Origin of the sequence: Sphingobium sp. TKS, from assembly GCF_001563265.1 — a bacterium.
Taxonomy (GTDB): Bacteria; Pseudomonadota; Alphaproteobacteria; order Sphingomonadales; family Sphingomonadaceae; genus Sphingobium.
This window is the reverse complement of the sequence record NZ_CP005085.1, coordinates 219931-239639: the sequence shown is the minus strand read 5'-3', so window position 1 is coordinate 239639 and position 19709 is coordinate 219931. Positions and strand designations below refer to the sequence as shown.

18 protein-coding genes are annotated in these 19709 nt (G+C 63.5%); 6 read left to right on the top strand and 12 right to left on the bottom strand.

The window, feature by feature from the left end; all coding sequences use genetic code 11:
* The first annotated feature begins 85 nt into the window (after positions 1–85).
* On the top strand, positions 86–1636 hold the full coding sequence (locus tag K426_RS26350) for a right-handed parallel beta-helix repeat-containing protein (RefSeq protein ID WP_031290526.1): 1551 nt from the start codon (positions 86–88) through the stop codon (positions 1634–1636).
* A gap of 169 nt (positions 1637–1805) precedes the next feature.
* Here the strand turns inward: K426_RS26350 and nhaA are convergent, their stop codons facing one another.
* Positions 1806–2999: a Na+/H+ antiporter NhaA gene (gene nhaA, locus K426_RS26345; protein ID WP_021243604.1), complete on the bottom strand. Its 1194-nt coding sequence runs from the start codon at positions 2997–2999 to the stop codon at positions 1806–1808.
* A 322-nt stretch (positions 3000–3321) separates the two neighbouring features.
* On the opposite strand from nhaA, the gene K426_RS26340 reads away from it, so the two are divergent.
* Entirely contained in the window at positions 3322–3669 is a 348-nt protein-coding gene (locus K426_RS26340; protein ID WP_021243603.1) for a hypothetical protein, read from the top strand.
* Here the strand turns inward: K426_RS26340 and K426_RS26335 are convergent.
* The 3 genes from K426_RS26335 to K426_RS26325 are packed head-to-tail and all read right to left on the bottom strand — an operon-like array spanning position 3659 to position 7253.
* Positions 3659–5059 carry an alpha,alpha-trehalose-phosphate synthase (UDP-forming) gene (locus K426_RS26335; protein WP_031290525.1) on the bottom strand — a complete coding sequence of 467 codons (1401 nt, stop codon included), beginning with the start codon at positions 5057–5059 and terminating at the stop codon, positions 3659–3661. The two genes, K426_RS26340 and K426_RS26335, sit on opposite strands and share 11 nt — an antisense overlap.
* A gap of 2 nt (positions 5060–5061) precedes the next feature.
* Positions 5062–5748: a response regulator transcription factor gene (locus tag K426_RS26330; RefSeq protein ID WP_021243601.1), complete on the bottom strand. Its 687-nt coding sequence runs from the start codon at positions 5746–5748 to the stop codon at positions 5062–5064.
* Entirely contained in the window at positions 5745–7253 is a 1509-nt protein-coding gene (locus tag K426_RS26325; protein ID WP_066564193.1) for a sensor histidine kinase, read from the bottom strand. Before K426_RS26325 ends, K426_RS26330 begins: the two co-directional genes overlap by 4 nt.
* 279 nt (positions 7254–7532) lie before the next feature.
* On the opposite strand from K426_RS26325, the gene K426_RS26320 reads away from it, so the two are divergent.
* Positions 7533–7931 (top strand): response regulator, encoded by a 399-nt coding sequence (locus K426_RS26320; protein WP_237230207.1) that lies wholly within the window; start codon positions 7533–7535, stop codon positions 7929–7931.
* A gap of 131 nt (positions 7932–8062) precedes the next feature.
* Positions 8063–8818 carry a hypothetical protein gene (locus tag K426_RS26315; protein WP_021243597.1) on the top strand — a complete coding sequence of 252 codons (756 nt, stop codon included), beginning with the start codon at positions 8063–8065 and terminating at the stop codon, positions 8816–8818.
* 238 nt (positions 8819–9056) lie between these two features.
* Here K426_RS26315 and K426_RS26310 read toward each other — a convergent pair whose 3' ends face one another.
* Genes K426_RS26310 through ectA form a run of 8 tightly spaced genes read right to left on the bottom strand, consistent with a single transcriptional unit; the run spans position 9057 to position 17551 of the window.
* Complete coding sequence (locus K426_RS26310) at positions 9057–10328, bottom strand: mechanosensitive ion channel family protein (protein ID WP_021243596.1); 1272 nt, start codon at positions 10326–10328, stop codon at positions 9057–9059.
* The gene (locus K426_RS26305) at positions 10325–11662 is read right to left on the bottom strand and encodes an MFS transporter (protein WP_021243595.1); all 1338 of its coding nucleotides are present in this window, start codon (positions 11660–11662) and stop codon (positions 10325–10327) included. Before K426_RS26305 ends, K426_RS26310 begins: the two co-directional genes overlap by 4 nt.
* A 9-nt stretch (positions 11663–11671) precedes the next feature.
* Positions 11672–12910: an MFS transporter gene (locus tag K426_RS26300; RefSeq protein ID WP_021243594.1), complete on the bottom strand. Its 1239-nt coding sequence runs from the start codon at positions 12908–12910 to the stop codon at positions 11672–11674.
* Positions 12911–12930: 20 nt separating this feature from the next.
* A complete protein-coding gene (locus K426_RS26295) occupies positions 12931–14370 on the bottom strand; it encodes an aspartate kinase (RefSeq protein WP_021243593.1) in 1440 nt (479 codons plus the stop codon).
* Positions 14367–15287, bottom strand: coding sequence for an ectoine hydroxylase (gene thpD / locus K426_RS26290; RefSeq protein ID WP_031290523.1), 921 nt, complete (start codon positions 15285–15287; stop codon positions 14367–14369). The genes K426_RS26295 and thpD overlap by 4 nt, the downstream gene beginning before the upstream one ends.
* 24 nt (positions 15288–15311) lie before the next feature.
* Entirely contained in the window at positions 15312–15725 is a 414-nt protein-coding gene (locus K426_RS26285; protein WP_021243591.1) for an ectoine synthase, read from the bottom strand.
* Positions 15726–15737: 12 nt separating this feature from the next.
* On the bottom strand, positions 15738–17045 hold the full coding sequence (ectB, locus tag K426_RS26280) for a diaminobutyrate--2-oxoglutarate transaminase (RefSeq protein ID WP_021243590.1): 1308 nt from the start codon (positions 17043–17045) through the stop codon (positions 15738–15740).
* A gap of 29 nt (positions 17046–17074) precedes the next feature.
* Entirely contained in the window at positions 17075–17551 is a 477-nt protein-coding gene (ectA, locus tag K426_RS26275) for a diaminobutyrate acetyltransferase (protein ID WP_031290522.1), read from the bottom strand.
* A 278-nt stretch (positions 17552–17829) separates the two neighbouring features.
* On the opposite strand from ectA, the gene K426_RS26270 reads away from it, so the two are divergent.
* Positions 17830–18318, top strand: a complete 489-nt coding sequence (locus tag K426_RS26270) for a MarR family winged helix-turn-helix transcriptional regulator (protein ID WP_021243588.1) — start codon at positions 17830–17832, stop codon at positions 18316–18318.
* On the top strand, positions 18319–19662 hold the full coding sequence (locus K426_RS26265) for a chloride channel protein (protein WP_021243587.1): 1344 nt from the start codon (positions 18319–18321) through the stop codon (positions 19660–19662).
* The last annotated feature ends 47 nt before the right edge of the window (positions 19663–19709 follow it).

Below are 19709 nucleotides of genomic sequence, written 5' to 3'. Positions count from 1 at the left end.
CGGGGATGGCAGCGCCGACATTTTCGAGTTTTGTCCAGGATACTTTCCTCTTGCCGCGCCTGCTGAACTGGGACCAGGTGCCAGGATGACGCGAGAACCCGCTCGGCGCCTGTGGCTTCTCTTCCTCATTCTCGTCCTTTTACCGGCCATGGGCGCCAACGCGCGTCCCTATCATCTCGACGCCGTCGACGGGAATGACGCGAACGATGCGTTGCTCCCCGGCACGGCCTGGCGCTCCCTCGCCCGGCTGCGGGAAGCGAAGCTGGAACCGGGCGATCAGGTGCTGTTGGCCGCAGGTTCGGTCTGGCGCGAGCCCCTCGTCGTTACCCGGTCGGGCCGAAAAAACCTCCCGATCATCGTGAGGGCCGCCGGGATTGGAGCGCGGCCGCGGATCGAGGCGGGAGGCATTTCGCAATATGGGGTGGCGGTCCTGAACGCCGAATATGTCGAGGTGAGCGGCCTTGAAGTCACCAATGACGGCCCGCCTGGGGGACCTCGCTACGGTGTGCTGATATCGCAGCGGGATGTGGGGGTCGCCCGCAACATCGCCGTGCGGGACATGTATATTCACGATGTCCGCGGCACCAATGAACGAAAGGATAATGGGGGCATTGTTTTCCAGGCGCTGGGCGGCAAGAGGGCGACGCGCTTTCACGGCCTGACGATCGAGCGCAACATCATCTGGAGGGTGGATCGTTCGGGAATTGCCGGCATCAGCGATCAGGTCACGCTGGACCGCTGGTTTCCAGGCGAGCGCGTCGTCATCCGCGACAATTATCTGGAGGATATCGGCGGCGACGGGATCGTCCCGCGCGGAACCGACGGCGCGCTCGTTGAACATAATATCGTGCGCTACGCCGCCAGCCGCGCTCCAGGCTATAATGTGGCCATCTGGCAGTGGAGCACCGACAACACGCTGATCCAGCTGAACGAGGCAGCCTTCACCCAGGGACGATGGGACGGACAGGGCTTTGACGCTGACTTCAATTCGCGCAGGACCACGATCGCCCATAATTTCAGCCATGACAATGAAGGCGGTTTCGTCCTCATCTGCTCGCCCGGACGGATCGGCCCCGATAATGTCGGCAACCAGCGGACCCTCGTGCGCGGCAATGTGAGCCGCCACGACGGCGCGCGGGTCATTCAGCTGGCCGGGGGCATTTCCCATGCCCGGATCGAAGGCAATGTCATCCATTTGGGGGGGCAGCAGGATGTCGCCATGGTCGCGGCCACCCAATGGCAGGGCTGGCCCAGCGACGTGAAGATCGCCAACAATCTTTTCGCCGTTGCCGGTGTCGCGCGCTATGGCCATGAGACAGGACGCGACGGACCCGACTATATCCTGGGCCCTGGCTTCCCGCACTCACCTTCCATCCTGTTCGAGGGAAACCGCTTCCTTGGCCTCCATCTCGATCCGCCTGAAGATCCGCGCGGCATATGGCAGGCGCAGTATCAGCCTGCGACGGTGGACTGGGCGGTGCCCACCTTCGATCCTTCCAGGGCCGAGGGGTTCGATGCCTTCCTGACAGCGCATCGAGACTGGATGATGGCCATGCTTGCAAGAGAGCTTGGCCAGCCCGTGCAGCTTCTTGCCACCCGACGTTCCACCTGGATCGAAGCCCGGCCCCGATCATGACTCCGGGCGAGCGCGCGATTTCTAGGCAGGCCTTCCCTATCGGCAATGGCGCTGCCTGTATCGTGCAGGCTGGTGGCGTCCGGGATGTCCGAAAATGCGGTGGGAATCCGGCTCAACAGCGTTCCCGCGTCGTTTTGCCAATCGTCCTCGGCCTGCCATCAGGCAAGGCTCAGGCGCCTTGCCGCGCCTGTTCCATTCTTTCGCTGTGCGCGAGCCGCAGCACGGCATATCCAAGGAGTCCCGAGAGCAGCGAGCCCGCCAGAATGCCGATCTTCGCTTCCGAGATCAGGATAGGAGCTGCCGGGAAAGCAAGCAGGCCGATGAACAGGCTCATCGTGAATCCGATGCCGCACACAAGCGCCACGCCGAACATCTGCCAGGGGCTGGCATGGGCCGGAGCATCGGCCAGTCCCAGGCGGACAGCCAGCATCGACAAGCCGAACACACCCAGTGGCTTTCCCAGCAGCAAACCGGCCGCGACCCCCAGGGTGACTGGCGCTGTCAGCGCATCCAAAGACAGATCGAGGAAGGGAACGCCCGCGTTTGCGAGCGCAAATAGCGGGACGATGAGAAAGCCCACGGGGATATGCAGGGCATGTTCCAGCCGATGGAGGGGGCTGACGCTTTCATCATCGGATTGTCCGGGTCTTCCATCCATCGGGATCGCCAGCGCCAGAAGAACGCCCGCGAGCGTCGCGTGAATGCCTGAGCGATAGACGAGCAGCCACAGCAACGCTCCCAGAAGCAGATAGGGCGCAAGACGGCGCACCCCGCGGCGGTTGAGGGCGAATAGCAGCGCAACCACGCCAGCCGCTCCCGCCAGATCGATGATCGAGAGCTTTGCCGTATAGAACAGGGCTATGATGATCACTGCGCCCAGATCGTCGATGATGGCGAGCGCTGCCAGGAACACACGCAGCGAGGCGGGAACCCGTGTTCCCAGCAGAGAGATGACGCCAAGCGCGAAAGCGATGTCGGTTGCGGCGGGGATCGCCCATCCGCGCGCGGTCGGCCCTGAATTGAAGGCGAGATAAAGCAGGGCCGGCACGGCCATGCCTCCAAGGGCCGCAACCCCGGGCAATATGCGGCGCGACCATGTGGAAAGCTGGCCGTCGACCATCTCCCGCTTGATCTCGAGCCCGACCAGCAGGAAGAAGAGGGCCATGAGCCCGTCATTGATCCAGTGGATGACCGACATCGGCCCGAGATAGGTGCTCAGCAGTGCCTCATAGGCGGGGCCGAGAGCAGAATTGGCGATCAGCAGCGCCACGGCGGCCGTTCCGATAAGGACAAGGCCTCCCGTCGACTGGTTGGTCAGGAACAGGCGCAGCGCGCTAGGGGGTCTGTGATGATGTTCGGGCATCCGATCTCCGGACAGGATTCTGCCGTGCTGGCGGCCCGACCAACACATTGTGAACCTGCCCGCCAGCTCACAAGCGTGCACCCACAGCCGCTATCGCAGCAGCGTCCGGGAAGTGCAAGATCACGATGCGCCAAAGAGGCTGATCGACCGGGTCACGCCGCCGCATGCCGGGGCATGCTCCTGGTGTCAGCGACACCTGCGATATTTCCGATGCCCTTGTTTGGGTGAAGCATCAGGCCGATAAAAATCCTATAAAAACACTTTCCCCGGTCCCGTGCTATGGTCGCCTCCTGCGAAGGAGAAATTTGATGGACGCAGAGTGTTGAACGATCACACGAAGGATCATCTCGATTTTACTGTGTCGAAAGGCGGCGCCGGCTCCCTGGAGGATTGGTGCGGCTCACAGGCCGTGCGCGGGGTCCAGTCATTGGTTGAACAGCGGCTTTCGCAGGGTTTTGCCGAGCTGGACTGCCAAACCGGTGATGTCGAGGTGCGGCAGCAGCTTTACGCCACGCTCGTGGGCAAGGCGATCAGCCTGGCGCGGCAGCGGCTGCCGGACAATCCCTTTCTTGAAGATGTGCTAAGGGCGAGCCACTTTGATGATGAAGTCGCCGCGCAGGCCGGCCAGGCAGGCGAAGCCATCCCTTTGCGATCCCCGGTCACGATCTGACAAGGGGGCTTTCCGGCGCGTCGTCCAGGAAGCCGATGAAGGTCCTCCACCACCAGCTAGTATCCTGGGCCTCGATGACGTCATTCAGTAGCCGCCAGCGTCGCAGGCGTTCAGATTTCGACATCGAGAGCGCCTGGAGGCACGCCTCGGATACCTCTTCGCTGCTATAGGGGTTGACGAGCAGCGCTTCATCGAGTTGGGCAGCGGCTCCGGCAAAGCGCGAAAGGACCAGAACGCCAGGATTGTCGGGATCCTGCGCGGCGACATATTCCTTGGCAACAATGTTCATGCCATCGCGCAGCGGCGTCACCAGTCCCACCCGAGCCGCACGGTACATGCCCGCGAGCGTGGCGCGGTCGTAGCTCTGGTTGACATAGCGTATCGGCACCCAATGGGGGCTGGCATAGGCGCCGTTGATACGGCCTGAGAGCGCTTCCAGCTCGGATCGGATTTCGCGGTAATGGCCAAGATCATCGCGCGCGATGGGAGAAATCTGCAACAGAAACAGCTGCTCGTGCAATCTTGGATATGTCGCTAGCAGCCGTTCAAATGCACAGAAGCGCTCCTTAACTCCCTTGGAATGATCAAGCCTGTCGACGCCAATGATCATGGATCGATCGGCGCGGCTCTGGACCATGGAATGATAAGCCGCCTTCGCGGCTCCGCTTCGGACTATGGTTTTGAAGTCCTCACTATCCAGTCCAACAGGGCAGACGACCAGCTGGATCGTTCGTCCATTCCACGCAATCTGGTTCTTTTCATCCTTTTCCAGACCCAACTGTACGCGCAGATAGTCATGAAAGGATTCGAGCCAGTCCTCGGCCTGGAAGCCCACGACGTCATAGGCCAGCAGGAGCTCGACGAGCTGACGGTGGCTGGGCAGGGAGAGGAGAAGGCGCATGGGTGGCCAGGGAATATGCAGAAAAAAACCCAGACGGTTGGACCGTCCTAGCCTGCGTATCTGATCCCCCAGAGGGATGAGGTGATAATCATTCACCCAGACGAGATCGCCCTCTTCGATCAGGGGGACCAGTGTTTGGGCGAACCGCTCGTTCACCCGCTCATAGCCATTGGCGAACATCCGGTCATAGCGGGCAAGGTCGAGGCGATAGTGGAACAAGGGCCACAGCGTGCAGTTGGCATAACCGCTATAATATTCCTCCACGTCCCTTGCCTCGAGATCGACGGTGACCGTCGTTATCCCGTTCTCCTTCTCGAAATGCATGCCGCCGGAGAAATGCTCGGCGATATCGCCCGACCAGCCGAACCAGATGCCTCCGGATTCCCGCAGCGCTGCTGAAAGGGCGACCGAAAGCCCGCCCTGGTTGCCGCTGCCATCCTCGAGCCTTGCGGCCTGGACCCGGTTGGAAACGATGAGGAGGCGTCCCAACGTCAACCGGTCCCGATCAGGCGATAGCCAACGCCCGGTTCGGTGAGGAGAAGGCAGGGATCTGAAGGGTCCTGCTCGATCTTCTGGCGCAAAAGGCCGATATAGACACGCAGATATTGGGTGTCGGTGGCCTCCGCGCCCCAGCCCGCGGCGAGCAATCGCTTGTGCGTCACAACCTGTCCAGCCCTGCGCGCCAATGTCTGGAGGAGATCATATTCCTTTGGCGAGAGTTTGACGGTTTCTCCTGAAAGCGTCACGCGGCGGGTTGGAAAATCGATCGCCAGTCCACCCGCGCGGTAGGTTGATGCCTCCGCCCGGGAAAGAGAATGACGCCGGATCGCCGCGCGCATCCGCGCCATCAGCTCTCCGATCTCGAAGGGCTTGTTGACATAATCGTCCGCGCCCTCATCGAGCGCGGCGATCTTCTCTGCCTCCTGATGCCGCGCGGAAATGACGATGACGGGCACGTCCTGGTCGAGCCGGACGCGCTGCAGCAGCGATTTGCCGTCGATGTCGGGTAAGCCCAGATCCAGCAATATGAGGTCGAATTCGATCGCCTCTATGGCTGCCTGGGCGCTGCGTCCGTCCTGTGCCACCGTGATGCGATAGCCAGCTGTCTCGAGAACGGGCTGAAGTACGTCGACCAGGGAAGGCTCGTCATCAACGACAAGGATGTGCAAGGCAGTCATGCGGGCGAGCTTTCCGTGGCCAGGGGTAGCATGATGGTGATGACGGTGCCGCGCCCGCCTGGCCCCGGAGAGGCAGCCCCGATCCGGCCGCCAGCCGCTTCTGTGAAGCCCTTGGCGATGGCGAGGCCAAGTCCGCTTCCGCGTGGCGACGGGCGGGGGCGGGCAACCCGGTAGAAGCGGGTGAAGACCCTTTCCAGATCGTCAGGCGGGATGCCCTGTCCTTCGTCGGAGACGCAGATGACGCAAAAATCGCCGTCGCGGCCTACATCGAGGTGGATGCTGGTTCCATCGTCGCTGTAGATGATCGCATTGTCGAGCACATTGACCAGTACGAGATCGAACAGCGCGGCATCCACATTGACCAGCAGATCCTCGTCGCTCATCCGGCGCACGATCCGGCGATGGCTCGCCCGGGGACGGACCCTCTGGACGATCGCGCTCATCGTGTCGGCCACGCCCAGCGTCTGCCTGCGGGCAAGCGATTGTCCCGCCTCGAGCCGGCTCATCTCCAGCAGATTGGAGGTGTAGCGATTGAGGCGATCGCATTCACTGACGATGCCGCGCAGCAGCCGCTCAGCCGCTGCCGGATCGAGCCTGTCGCGAAACTCGATGAGGCTTGAGGCAGAAGCGCTGATCGCGGTGAGGGGCGTCCGAAAATCGTGGCTTACCGACGAGATCAGGGCCGTCTTGAGTTCCTCTGTCCTGGCCTGGGCGCGCCGCTCGGCATTGCTCTCTGAAAGCGCGGCGCGCTCGACCGCCAGGGCGATGAGATTGGCGAGCGCCGACATGAAGGCCTTGTCGGGTGGCCGGGACAGGCCGTGGCCGAACAGAATGGCCCCTTCAAATCCCGCGGCGCTGTCGAGGCGATAGACGGTATAGGGACCCTCCTCCCGGGGGCTGTCCTCGCTATCTGCCGCTTTCCGCACAAGCTGGAGGCCGATGTCATCGCTTGGGCCGTTTACGGCGGCATCGAATGTGTCGTCTCTCACGAGGAAGAGCGTTGCCAGCGTATCGAACGAACCTGACAGATGATCGTCGAGCGCGCTGGCGATATCGGGGACGCGGACGGCGGACTGGAGGGACCGGCTGATCTCGAGCAGGCTGCTCAGCTGGCGGTAGCTGTCGTCGGCGGCCCTCGCGCGATCCTTCAGCCTTGCGGCGAGGACCCCGGCCACGACAGCGCACAGGCTGAACAGGAGCAGGGGAATGACGTCCCGGCCAGTGGAAATCTCGAAGCTCAGAACCGGCTCGACCAGATAGAAATTATAGAGGAGGAAGGCGGCTGTTGCCGCGGCAAGTGCCGCGCCCAGGCCGCCGAGCGCGCCGCAGATCACCACGCCCAGGACGAAAAGCAGGGCGGCGGCCACGCGTCCCAGCCCGGGCTGGGCATAGATGGCGATGAACCAGGACGGCAGGACGACAGCCCCGGCCAGGAGCGCGGCACGCCATGAGAGCGCCCCTGCGCGCGGTTGCGAAAACGTCCTTTGATGCTTCCTGTCGATCATGGACGCAAGATCGCCCGCCGGCTGAAGAAAAGAGGCATTTCCCGTCTTAGCCAGCAGGCCCGGGGCGGTCCATGTATATAAAAGCTATAATAACGCCACGGCGCCGTGTCTGTCTAAAAGGCAAGAGAGAGGCGTCCGGCTCGCGGCCGGACTGACAGTCCATGAGATGATTTGGATGCTGTACGGCGAAATATCTTTGCGGCTCATATCCTCCCCGCGGCGCACCTGCGCCAGGGACATGATAATCGCCCTTCCCTTTTACCAAGACATAAGGGCGGCATGAAGCACAAGGAGCAGTTCACGACCGCAGCGCCGACTGGCAGACCCCGATTTCCCAGACCGGTCATCATTCTTGTGGTGGAAGATGAAGCCCTGGTCAGCATGAATGTGTGCGAGTTTCTGGTCGACCAGGAGTTCACCGTTTTCGCCGCGCAGGATGTCGAGGAGGCGCTTGGCGTTCTCCACCAGCTTGACGGCCGGATCGACCTCGTCTTCACCGATGTGAACATGCCCGGCGCGCAGGACGGCTTCGACCTGGTTCGTGAGGTGAGCCGGCGCTGGCCCGAGATCAGGATATTGGTGACCTCGGCCGGCCTGAACGGGCAGGAGCCCCCGGCGGACCTGCGCACTTTGGTCCCATCCTTGCCAAGCCCTACCGGCTCGATGTCCTCGCCTTGAAGATCATCGACGCCATATTCCCGCCTTCTGAACCAATAGACCTATTGGCGACCTAGGCATTCCCTCAAGGCAACCGTGGCTGCTTGTCGGAGTTCAACCTCCCTGAGAGCCATCAAAGCGGAGAAAAATCGATGTATAAAACTGTACTGACGACCCTCTTCCTGTCCACTGCCCTGCCCGCCGCCGCGCAGGAAGCCGCAGCGCCCGCGGTTCCTCAAGCGCCGGCGGCAACTGCGGCGCCGGCGCCCACCGCCGCTGCCGCCGCTACCCTCAGCCAGGAACAGATCGTTGCCTTCAACAAGGCCGTGACCGATTTCACCGCTGGCCAGCAGGCGCAGCAAAAGGGCGACAATGCGACGGCTCTTGCCAAATATGAAGCGGCGCTTCCGGCAATCCGCGACGCAGTCAAAACCCAGCCCGAGAAGATCGACAATGTGAACTTCCTCGCCAACGCGCTCTACGCTGCGGCTGCTGCGAACGCGGCCTTGCAGAAACTGGACGCTGTCGCTCCCCTCTATGAAGAAAGCCTGCCCCATTGGCGCAAGGTCGTCGCCGCCAGGCCTGCCGATGCGCAGAGCAGGGGCGTGCTGACCGGCATCCTCATCCAGCTGGGGAATTTCAGGCTCGGCAAGCAGGACAAGGCAGGCGCGGCGCCGCTTTATGCCGAAGCGATCCCGCTCGCCCGCAAGACCGCCGCTGAACAGTCCAATCCTGTCAACCGCAATCTTCTGCTCGCAGCGCTCATCGGCGCGAGCCAGACCAGTGAGGATCAGGCGCTCAAGGACGAAGCCGCGACGATGTCGAAGGCGATGCTCGCCGATGGATCGGTCGACGCGGCCAACAAGCCTTCCGCCCAGGTTCTTGCACAGGCAGCCAAGGCCGGCTGAGGCCGGTTGTCCGGCGCGCCCTCGGGTCTGCATGCTCGAGGCGCGCCGAAACTGTGACCAGTCAGGCGGTCACAACCACCCTTTGCTTTCTGACGCGAGGACAGGGGCTCGACCTTGCACGGGCCGGCGTTCGTCTTGGGCGGCGCGCGTGGACAGATGAACCGCCTCTCAAATCCTGTCGCCAACGCCTGCATCTTGCAAACCGGGTTGCCCGGTCCGCTCCTGCAGGAAGCCTGCGCTACGCAGCTTTTGTCGAAGGCTCGGGCAGGACCGCCAGCATGGAGAGATCGGCGCCCGTCGGACGCTGAAACAGCTGCAGACCAAAATCAGGCAGTATCGCGATCAGATGATCGAAGATGTCAGCCTGTATGCCTTCATATTCCGCCCAGACCGTACTGGTGGCGAAGGCATAGATCTCGAGCGGCAGCCCGTTCTCGCTGGGCGCAAGCTGGCGTACGAGCAAGGTCTTGTCCTGCGCGATATCCCGCCGGGATTGCAGATAGGCCAGCACATAGGCGCGAAATGTGCCGACATTCGTCAATCGTCTGCCATTGACCAGGTCGTCGGCGCCATGCTCCCTGTTCCAGCGGTCGATTTCCTGTCTCTTCGTCTCGAGATAGGGGCGCAGAACGAGGAAGCGGGCCATCTTCTTGACATCGTCCTCGTCAAGGAAGCGCACGCTGTTCTGGTCGATCATCACTGAGCGCATGATGCGCCGTCCACCCGATTCCGACATGCCGCGCCAGTTGCGGAAGCTCTCCGAGATCAGCCGGTGCGTGGGCACCGTGGTGATCGTCTTGTCGAAATTCTGGATCTTCACCGTATGCAGCGCGATATCGATGACGTCGCCGTTCGCGCTGAGCTGGGGCATTTCAATCCAGTCGCCCACCCGCACCATGTCATTGGAGCCGATCTGGACCGAGGCGACCAGGGACAGGATCGTGTCCTTGAACACCAGCATCAACACGGCAGCCATCGCGCCAAGCCCTGACAGGAGCAGCAGCGGCGACTGGTTCATGAGCGCGGCGATGATCAGGATCGCGGCCGCGCCATAGACCAGCAGCTTGCCGAGCTGCACATAGCCCTTGATGGGGCGGTTCGCAGCGTTCGGGCGGCGCTGGTAGAGGTCATTGAGCAGCGCCAGGCCGCCGCTCACCGCTATGGCGATCGTGAGGATGATGAAGGCCGTGCACAGGCTTCTAACGAACGCGCTGGCCCCTTCGGGCAGATGGGGTACAGCGCCGATGCCGGCCGCGATCGCCAGGGCGGGCACGATGTTCGACAGACGCGCGACGATCGCGCCGATATGCTGTGCTTCAATGCGAAAGGGCAGGTGGTTCAGCAGCCGCAGCAGCAGCCGTAGCACGATGCGCTTGGCGATCCAGTTGGCAGCCCATGCGAATATGCCAAGCAGCAGCAGCGCCAGCGCGCTCTGCACCCACGGCTCATTCACATAGCCGCGCGTCAATATCGATATGCTGTCGCTGGAAACCGGAAGGTTGGTAATCACGCCCGTTTCTCCGCGAAGGGATCGCCATGGAGCGAGCGGCCCGCCGTCTCGGGCATGAAGTGCAGCGCGATCAGACCGACGATGCAGGCCAGCATCATGTAAAAGGCGGGCATGAGTTCATTGCCGGTGAGGCTGATCAGCCCGCTGCCGATCGCCGGCGCGGTCCCGCCAAAGATGCTCGTCGATACATTATAGGCAATGGCGAAGCCCGCAAAGCGCACCCTGGTGGGGAACAGCGCGGGGAAAGTGGCCGTGATCGTCGCGAGTTGCGGCACATAAAGCAGCCCTAGAACGGCAAATCCTAGAAGGGCGCCCGCAAGCCCCGTCGCCATCAGCAGATAGAGCGGCACCACAGCGACGAGCAGCCCGATCAGCGATATGCGCCACATCGCCCGTCGGCCAACCCTGTCGGACCAGGCGCCGGCGAAGGGCAGGAACGCCATCATCGCGAGCATGCCGATGATCGGGACGATCAGCGCCTCGTCGGCCGATAATCCGATCCGGCGGTGGAGATAGGTCGGCATGTAGCTAAGAAGCGTATAGTTGACCACATTGAGCGCCACGACCAGCCCGGCGACCACCAGCATGGGGCGCCAGTGCCGGCGCACAAGAAGAGGAAGGCGAGGCGATGGCTGCCCCGCATCATGGAGCGCCGCCGCTCGGAAGACGGGCGTATCCTCCATCTTCGATCGCAGATACATGCCGACCAACCCCATGGGCGCCGCGACCAGGAACGGCACGCGCCATCCCCAGGCGTGCATCGCCGCATCGCCCAGCAGCAGCGAGAAGCCCAGCATCAGGGCCGCCCCCAGCGAAAAGCCTGCCAGCGTCCCGAATTCGAGGAAGCTGCCGTAAAAGCCGCGCCGCTCGTCGGGCGCATATTCGGCCATGAAGGTGGCCGCACCGCCATATTCGCCGCCGGTCGAGAAACCCTGCACCATGCGCAGCGCGATGAGCAGCACCGGCGCCCAGAAACCGATGCGCGCATGATCGGGTATCAGACCCACGCACAGTGTCGCGCCCGACATCAGCAATATGGTGAGCGCCAGTACGGATTTGCGCCCAAGCCGGTCTCCAAGCGGACCCCAGAAAAGCCCGCCGAGCGGGCGCACGAGGAAGGAGATCGCGAAAGTCGCCAGGGCGAACAAAATGGCCTGTTGCGTGCTGCCTGGCAGCAGCGCTGCGGATATGTAGGTGATCCCGTAAGCATAGATGCCGTAGTCGAACCACTCGGTCGCATTGCCAAGGGCAGACGCCGCGATGGCACGGCGCAGCGTGGCGGCATCGGTCTGCCTTGGGGAAGGGAAGGGGTGAATGGTGGCAGAGGTCGTCATCGTCTCACGTCATCCTGCGGCGGTTTCATCATCCGAGACATTGGGGTCGAGCAGCGAGGCCATCGGTGTCGTGCGCGGCACGATCTGGAAATCCTGCTGATATTTTCCCGGCACAGGCGCACAGGCCTGCTGCCGCCATAACCCGACCGCCATGGCCAGCCCGGCGCTCAGAGCTATGAACAGGAACAGTCCTCCCGTTCCCGCCACGGTCATGAAGCCCGCGCCTATGAGCGGCCCCAGCGCCGCGCCCACGGAGTAGATCAGCACCAGCCGGCCGCTCGCCGCTACCCTTTCTGTTTCCAGCAGGCGGTCGTTGCAATGCGCCACGCACAGCGGATAAAGAGCAAAGCTCAGGCCGCCGAACAGCGCGCCCAGCCCCATGAGCAGGGGGCCGCCGCCGATCAGCGATAGCGCCAGACTGACCAGTGCCGCCGCGGTGAAACTGCCCACGATCACCTGACGCCGGTCATGCCGGTCGGACAGACGTCCCAGCGGCCATTGCAGCGCCACTCCGCCCAGGATCACGATGAGCATGAACCCCGCGGTTTGCGAAAGGTCGAGGCCCAGCCGCCGGACATGGACCGCCGCCAGGCCGTAGAAGGCGCCGAGCATCATCCCGGTGGCGAGGGCGCCCCACGCGCCGAGCGGCGATGCAGCGAGCAGCGAACGGATCGAGAAGGCGCTCGCCTCGACCGGCGCGGGTGCGGCACTGCGCGTGAGGCACAAGGGGATGATGGCGAGCGAAATGAGAATGGACGCGAGCTGGAAGGGGATCGCGGGCAGCGACCCGCTCGCTCCGAGCAGCAGTTGCCCGATTGCCTGCCCTGAATAGAGCGCGACCATATAGGCGGCAAGCACGCTGCCGCGCATCTGCGGCTCTGTGCGATCGTTGAGCCAGCTTTCCAGGCACACGAAAACGCCTGCCACGCAGATGCCGTCGATCAGCCGCAAGAGCATCCAGAACAGCGGCTGCGTCCACAGCGCATAGGATAATGTGCTGGCCGACAGCAGGGCGACGAAAGCGGCAAAGGCGCGAATATGGCCTACCCGCCGCACTATGCCGCCCGCCCGCAGCGACCCGATGATCAGCCCGCCGAAATAGGCGGTGGCGACGATGCCGATGGTCATCGTGCCGCTGCCCGCCCGATTGAGCCGCAGGCTGATCAGGGTTGCCAGAAATCCGCTGCCCGCCATCAGCATGAAGATGGACAGCAAAAGGCTGCGCACGGGTTGGATGGCCAATAGCATGACAGTCGATCGGACGCCGTTCAGGCGGCGCGCCGTCCTTCCAAAGCCGTCTTGTCGCGCTCCACCAAGGCGCTGTGCAGCGCCCGGACGGCGGCATCATAATGTTCGACATCGACGATGAACTGCACATCGACATTGCGGATCTGGTGCTGCATCGCGATGACGCCGATCCCTTCATCGTCCAGCGCGCGCAGCGCATCGGGGACCAGAGAGGGCCGGGATATGTCGCTTCCGATTACCGACACCATCGCGACCGGATGAGCGGAGATCGAGGCATCCAGATAGCGTTGCTGGAGATCGTCGATCACCCGCTTCACCATCGCCGCATCTGCCGACAGATAATGGGTGATGGTGTTGGCGTTGGACGATTTGCTGACGATCCAGGCGCCATGCCGCGTGAGCGCCTCCAATATGGCGGCGTCATAGCCCTTCACGCCGACCATGTCCTGTTCGAAGAACTGGAGTGCCTGGGCGTGGCGGATGCCCGTCACGATCTCGACGCGCGGAGTCTCCGACACATAATCGCCGCAGATCAGCGTCCCGCCATCCTCCCGGTCGAACGTGTTGCGCACGCGCAGCGGAATATTGGTCTGGCGCAACCCGCGCCCGGCGCCCGGATGGATCGCCTCCATGCCCAAATTGGCGAGCTGATCGGCGACGTCATAATTGGTCCGCCCGATCTTGCGCGCCTTGTCCGTCCCGACCAGCTTGGGGTCGGCGCTCGACAGGTGAAATTCCTTGTGGATGATCGCCTCGCGCGCCCTGGTCAGCACCGCTATCCGCGAAAAAGTCATTTCCGAATAGCCGCGCGCATAGCGGCGCACCATGCCCTCGCTGCAGCCTGCATAGCCCGTGACGATCGGCATGGTGGAAGACAGATCGATCGGAGCGAGCGCCGTCATGATCCGCTCGTCGAGTTGCTGCATATTCTGCTGATGCCAAAGCGTCAGGTCCACGAAGACAGCATTGACGCCCCGGTCGCGCAGTAACAGGGCGGTGCTGTGGGCGCTATGCGCCTCGCCCAGCCCGGCCAGCATTTCGCGCACGGTTGCGAGCTGCTCCTTGACGCAGAAGCGCCCATGGCTGCGCAGCCGCGCCAGATCGTTCAGACAGGCCGCCGCTGCATCGATCCGCATATCGACGAAAGCGTCGGCTTCCCGCTGGCTGTCCGCTCGCGCGAACATCTGTGCATTGCGCGATTGCATGGCGGCGCGCACCGCTTCCATCGCCTCGCGCCAGCCGTCCGCGCCATCATCCGCGACGAAGCGGCCGTAGACGCCCGGCTGACCGCTCTTCTTATGTTCCAGCAGCAGGTCGGTCATCCCCGCATAGGCGGACACGACGAAGATGCGATTGTAGAGCTCAGTCCCCTTTCGGCCTCCAATCAGCACATTGTCGAACAGCGTGGCTGTCTCGGCCATGGATGTGCCGCCGATCTTCTCGACGCTATGGTGGTTCATATCAGCACCTCCTCGGCCAGCGGACCTGATACAGGTACGATCGGCTGCGGCTCGCCGCGCGCCGCGATGAATTCCGGGCGCGGCTTGTCGACCCCGAAGGGCGCGGCCAGCCGGTTGCTGACGGCATTATAGACCAGGAAGGCGTTGGCGCGGGGGAAGGGCGTGATATTGCCGTTCGACCCATGCATGATGTTGCAATCGAAAATCACGACCGAGCCGGGCTTGCCCGTTGGCGCCACGATGCCATGCTTGTGCGCCAGCTCGGCCAGGCTGTCCTCGTCCGGTACGCCATATTCCTGTTGCTTCAATGACATGCGGTAATGATCCTCGGGCGTTTCGCCCACGCAGGTCAGGAAGCTGCGATGCGAGCCGGGGATCAGCATCAACGGCCCGTTGTGGGCTGTGTTTTCAGCCAGCAACACCGACATCGAAAGCGCCCGCATACGCGGCATTCCATCCTCGATGTGCCAGGTTTCAAAATCGCTGTGCCAATAGAATTCCTTGCCCCGAAATCCTGGCTTATAGTTGAGGCGGGACTGATGAATATAGACGTCGTCGCCCAGCAGGAATCGCGCGACATCGGCCAGCCGCCGATCTGCCGCGAGACGCGCGACGACCTGGCTTTGTGCATGGATGCGGAAGATCGATCGGATTTCCCGGCTGCCAGGCTCACTGATGACTGTTTCTTCTTCCAGCGCGTCGGGATCGGCCAGAAGCCTGCCGGCTTCGCGCTGGAGAAAGGCGATCTCCTCGTCTGAAAAGAGATTGTCCATCACCAGATAGCCATCGCGGTCAAACTGCGCCGCCTGTTCCATGCTGATGGGCGCGTCCGCGTTCCAATCGCTGTGAACGACCGGGTCGAGGCGCGGCAAAAACTCCGCCACTTTCGCGTGGCGGGATGGGTAGACGTCTTGCAAGGGACTTCCCCCCTTTCGTAAAGGTCAGTTGGTCAGTGCGGCCTCGCGGTTCATGTCCGCTTCGGCCGGATAGGCGCCGCTTTCATCATGGACTTCCTGGCCCGTGACGGGCGGATTGAAGACGCAGGCGCACAATATGTCGGTGGTTGGCCGCACCACATGCCTGTCATGGGCATTGAGCGCATATATGACGCCGGAAGCCAGCTGGTGCGTGATGCCGGTGCCCAGATCCTCGATGGTCCCGCTTCCCTTGAGAACCAGCACCGCTTCGAGATGGTTCTGATAGTGCATCCTGATTTCCTCGCCAGCGTACATGGTGGTGACGTGGAAGGAAAAGCCCATGTTGTCGTCCTTCAGCAGAAGACGAGCGCTTTCCCACTGAGCAGATTTGACGTTGCGATCAGACTTGCGGATGTCCTGAAGTTTACGAACGATCATGATATCTCCTTCTTATTCGGCGGCAACGCCGTAGGGGAGGGCGAGCGCTTCGCGAATGCAGCTGGCCAATATGTCGAGCCCGGAAGAGAACAGCGCATCATCGATGATGAGCGGCGCCAGGACCTTGACCACCTCATCGCGCGCGCCGCTGGTTTCGATGATGAGGCCGCGCTCGAAGCAGGCCGCGGTAACCGCGGCCGCCGCCTCGCCTGATCCCATGTCGATGCCGCGCATCATGCCGCGTCCCCGGGTCGAGAGGCCATGTTCGGCCGCCATCGCGTCCAGCCTGCGCTCCAGCAGGGCGGCGCGGCGCGCGACGTCCCGTTCGAAGCGCCCGTCGCTCCAGAAATGGCGCAGCGCGGCCGTCGCGGTCACGAAGGCGTGATTATTGCCGCGGAAGGTGCCGTTATGCTCGCCCGGCGCCCATTGGTCGAGTTCGGGGCGCAGCAGGGTCAGGGCAAAGGGCAGGCCCATGCCCGAGAGCGACTTCGCCATGGTGACGATGTCGGGCGTGAAGCCCAGCCCCTCAAAGCTGAAGAAGCCGCCGGTGCGGCCGCAGCCCGCCTGGATGTCGTCCACGATCATCAGCGCGCCGTGCCGCCTGGCGATAGCGTTGATCCTGCGCAGCCAGCCGGGCGATGCAGCGTTGAGCCCGCCTTCGCCCTGCACCGTCTCGACGAGGATCGCGGCCGGGGCGTCAAGGCCGCTCGAGGGATCGGCAAGGCGCCGCTCCAGCAACGCGGCCGTATCGACATCCGCCCCATGATAGCCGTCATAAGGCTCGTGCGCGACATGGCTGAGCGGCACGCCCGCACCCCCGCGCTTGGCGGCGTTGCCGGTGCAGGCGAGCGCCCCCAGCGTCATGCCGTGGAAGCCGTTGGTGAAGGCGATCACCATCTCGCGGCCGGTCACCTTGCGCGCGAGCTTGATCGCCGCCTCGACCGCATTGGTGCCGGTTGGGCCGGTGAACATCGCGCGATAGTCGAGGCCGCGCGGCAAGAGGATCAGTTGCTCGAGCGCCTCGAGAAACGCAGCCTTGGCGTCTGTGTGCAGGTCAAGGCCGTGCGCGATGCCGTCGGCGGCCACATAATCGAGCAGCGCCTGTTTGAGCACGGGATGATTGTGGCCGTAGTTCAGCGTGGAGCAGCCTGAGAGGAAATCCAGATAGCGGCCTCCTTGATTGTCATGCATCCACACATTGTGCGCCCTGGCGAACTGGCGCGGCATCGACCGCGCATAGCTGCGCACGGCGGACTCGCGCCGCTCGTAGAGGCTTGTGTCAGGCGTCCGGGACGTGGGTCTGGGACCGGTGGGGATCATCTTGTTCCTCCTGTTGATAAGCGGCGCGCTCAGCGCGCCAGCGGACCGATGCGCGCTTCCCATTCGGTCGGGTGCGCGCCGGCAAAATGGGTATCGCGCTCGAAGAGCGGGCGGCGGTGAAGCGGTGCCCCCCAACGCGCCGCCAGCCCCTCGAAGAGCGCCCATGACGAGCCATTGTCGCCGGTCACGGTGGTGAGAAGGTGCGTGGCGCTCCTGACCGCGGGCCTCTCGAGCAGTGCCTCGATCATGCGGCCGGCAAGGCCCATGCCGCGCGCGGCCGGCGATACCGCCACCTGCCAGATGAAGAGAGCATGAGGGTCGCTGGGCGGGCGATAGCCCGACACCCAGCCGGCGGTATCGCCCTTCTGCTCGGCAATCACGCAAGTGTCGGCGAAATGCGTGCACTGGAGCAGGTTGCAATAAGCCGAGTTGGGATCAAGCGGCGGGCAGGCGCCCACCAGGCGGGTGACGGCGGGACCGTCGGTTGCAAGCGGCCGGCGCAACACGACATCTGCACGAGCCTCTGGCGCAGGGCGCGCGCCGACCCTCGGCGGCGGAACCGCCGTGTCGGTCAAACGATCGAAGATAATTAATCTCCCGAACCATATTATCAGGCAGCATGGTCTGCCTATTCAATTTTGGCGTGTTATATGCGCGTTTTGACTCGGTTTTCAACCCTTGAAGGGGAAAATCCATCCTTCGACCGATAAAGCATCTGAGAAAAATGCTTTATTTGACTAAGGATTTTGCTAGGGGATTTCGCTATCATTTCAGTAGACAGGCCATGGAACCACAACTTGCCTCGCTCACGCTCCGTGCCCTTCGCCGCGTCCTGCGGGCGACCGAGATCGGCAGCCGCCAGCTCGCCGCGGCGACGGGGCTTACGCCTTCGCAATTGCTCGTGCTGCGCGAAATCGCCGGCCGAACGGCCGCCACGCCCAGCGCCGTCGCCAGCGCCCTCCAGTTCAGCCAGGCGACGATCACCACCATCGTGGACCGGCTGCAGGAACTCGGCTTTGTCCAGCGCCAACGCAGCGAGCGGGACAAGCGTCAATTCATCCTCACCGCCCAGCCCGCAGGCAGGGCGGCTCTCGCCGACGCTCCCGATCCGCTGCAGATGACGTTTACCGGCCGCTTTGTCGATTTGCCTCCATGGGAGCAGGCGATGATCCTTGCCGCTGTCGAGCGTCTCGCCATGCTGATGGACGCCCAGGACATCGACGCCGCGCCGCTGCTCGACAGCGGCTTGATCGACCGGTCGGAGCCTGCCTGAATGCCGGCAGGTCACGACCGATCCGGACATGGGCGCTTCAGCCGGACATTTCGTCTTGTCCGCCTGCTGCTGCGGCGTCATGGACCCCAGGCTTTGATATGGCGGCGGCGCACCGCCATATTGGGCGGCGCTGTGCTGGTTGGCCTTGTCGCGCTGCTCTTTGCCCGTCTGGCCGACACGGCGGCCGAGCTGTTTCTGGAGGGAGCACGCCGCTGGTGGTGGGCGCCGCTGGTCTTGACGCCGCCCGGCTTTGCGGTTCTCGCATGGCTGACTTGCAAGGTGGCCCCGCTGGCGTCGGGCTCGGGCATCCCGCAGGTGATCGCCGCCTCGCGCGATCCTGAGCGCGGCCTGGAGGCCCTCGCCTCTGCGCGGACCGTTTGCGTGAAGTTCGTGCTGACCATCGCAAGCCTGTTCCTCGGCGCTTCGGTGGGCCGTGAAGGCCCCACGGTCCAGATCGCCGCGTCGATCATGGGCCATGCCCATCGGCTGATGGGCGTGCCGCTGCGGGCATCTGTGTATATTGCAGGCGGCGCGGCGGGGGTTGCGGCAGCCTTCAACACGCCGCTTGCCGGCGTGGCGTTCGCGATCGAGGAACTGGCCGCCGCCTATGAGCAGCGCATGACGCTTCTCGTCATGGCGGCCGTCCTGATCGCGGGCATGGTGAGCCTCGGCATATCGGGCGACTATGTCTATTTTGGCGAAATGCGCCAGACGCTGAGTGCGCGCGACGCGCTGGTGGCCGCGCCGGTCGCCGGCGTGCTGGGGGGGCTGGCAGGCGGTCTCTTCTCGCGCCTGATGCTGGGAGCAGGCACAACGATGTTCGCGCCGATGCGCTGGATGCGGGCACGGCCGGTTCTCTTTGCCGGGGCGTGCGGCGCGCTCGTGGCGCTTGTGGGCACGATCACCGGTCTCACCTGGGGGACGGGCTACCAGACCGCGCATGCGGTCATTGCCGGCGCGGACGTACCGGTCTGGTTTGGCGGCGCCAAGTTCCTGGCGAGCCTCGCGACCGCCGTATCCGGTCTTCCCGGCGGCATCTTCGCGCCATCCCTCTCGGTGGGCGCGGGGATCGGCGACATGCTTCGAAGCCTGTTTCCCTCCTATCCGCCCGGCGCGATTGTCCTGCTGGGCATGATCGCCTATTTCACAGGGGTCGTGCGCGCGCCGCTGACGGCGGTGATCATCGTATCGGAGACGACCGCAAGCCGGGGTCTCATGCTGCCTTTGCTCGCTTCGGCCCTGGTTGCCGATTTTGGAGCGCATCTCCTGTGCAAGGAACGGCTCTATCACGGCCTGTCCAGGCGCTTTGCCGCAGCCTCGCCGCCGATCGCCAGACAGGACTGAGAATGGCTTGGGTCAGGCCGTTGCGTTTTTCACCAGGATGATCGCCA